Origin of the sequence: Parendozoicomonas sp. Alg238-R29 (assembly GCF_947331445.1) — a bacterium.
In the GTDB taxonomy this organism is placed as follows: domain Bacteria; phylum Pseudomonadota; class Gammaproteobacteria; order Pseudomonadales; family Endozoicomonadaceae; genus Sansalvadorimonas.
The window spans coordinates 1-1,364 of record NZ_CAMZOG010000214.1; the positions used below are offsets into that span (position 1 = coordinate 1).

At 41.8% G+C, this 1,364-nt stretch carries 2 protein-coding genes and 1 pseudogene; 1 reads left to right on the top strand and 2 read right to left on the bottom strand.

All coding sequences use genetic code 11. The features are described from left to right. Window positions 1-119: pseudogene (locus QMA35_RS21695) on the top strand (ISAs1 family transposase); the annotation flags it as partial. 497 nt (window positions 120-616) lie between these two features. On the opposite strand, the gene QMA35_RS21700 reads toward QMA35_RS21695, so the two are convergent. Beyond that, complete coding sequence (locus QMA35_RS21700) at window positions 617-1,021, bottom strand: hypothetical protein (RefSeq protein ID WP_281649215.1); 405 nt, start codon at window positions 1,019-1,021, stop codon at window positions 617-619. 91 nt (window positions 1,022-1,112) lie between these two features. Continuing rightward, the coding region (locus QMA35_RS21705) for a transposase (protein WP_281649216.1) at window positions 1,113-1,364 on the bottom strand (252 nt) is incomplete at its 5' end.

Genomic DNA, 1,364 nt, shown 5'->3' on the forward strand with positions numbered 1-1,364 from the left:
ATAACCTGCACTGGGTACTGGATGTTTCGTTCTCCGAAGATGCTTGCCAGGCTAAAGCGGGAAATAGTGCTGAGAACTTATCGATTCTCAGGCGTATAGCATTGAATACGATCAAGAAAAACAAAGGTAATAAAAGCATTAAGAGGCACCGGAAAATAGCAGGCTGGAACCATGAGCATTTGGAAATGCTTCTTTGCTCTATCGTACTAGATTGATGCAATCGCCCTGGGGACTAATTGAAAGTTGTTCCTTCTCAAGTCCTAATACTATTTTGTGTAATTTCAGAGACATTACGCAGCTCACAACTGCGGTTCCAACGCCAGTAATAACTATGATTGTTATGGCAATTTGTGATTGCATATTCTTCTCTATAAAGTCAATTCCTGAAATGAAATCTAGGGCGATCGATATTAGGAATAGAAATCCTAATGAATTAAATATGCTTATCTTGTTTTTGTTTATGTAATAAGCTGATTCAAATATTATTCTTGTTGATGTCATTTTTTTATTTATGTTGTGAAGTGTTGAGGTTGAGGGAGCGGCTAACGCCTGCATGTGGGGCGCCGCAGGCGTCCCAGGAGCGAAGCGACGAACACCATGCTCTTGTTATGCGGTGTTATTGACGACCTCTAAGCTTTTGTAATAAACCTAGCCAGAATGATGAATTACTTATAAGCCATAACCCAATTATTAACTGGAAAAGCAAACCTGCAGGAAACATAAAACTTTGCATGTACAGATCAGCCGGTTGAACTAAGAATGATAATGACCTTGGAAGTTGAGCCAGAGCTGTGACAATGAAGTATATGCCCGCGACTTGCAGTATTAGCTTTTCTGTGGAGTTATTTAATGAATGCGTTGTTTTATTATCGTTGTACGATAAAACAGAATTTGCCGTTCTATTAAGAAAAAATGCTGAAATTAGACCGGTAATCAGTATTGAAGAGACAATTGTAATATACCATCCTGTATTAATTTGGTGATTTGTGTACTGCTCTACACTTGCCAGAAGCATAATCATACTAGCAGCCTGTCGGACTGGCCCGTCCATTTGAGTCCTTTTTGATCATATCGGCCTACAGAGCTCATATCTGCCTTCAGAGGTCACTTACTCAAACAGAACGCCAGCGTAACCTCATGAGACAGTGGCTGACTACAAGCCAATAAAGCACCAGAGCCAGCCATTTTTTATCATCGACTTGCTTCAGGTTGAACATTCGGCGCAGGTTGAATGTCAGGCAGACCAGATCCCACTCTTTCGAGACCACTTCCAGTCCCCGCACCAGGAATCGCCGATATCCCATTGCCTCCTTCTGTATTCCGAAGGTGGGCTCTATCGTGCATTTTCGTCGGCTGTAGATGGC

What these genes read in the sequence shown, in the direction of transcription:
- QMA35_RS21700 (WP_281649215.1), bottom strand. Translation starts at nt 1,021, where the DNA reads ATGATTATGCTTCTGGCAAGTGTAGAGCAGTACACAAATCACCAAATT.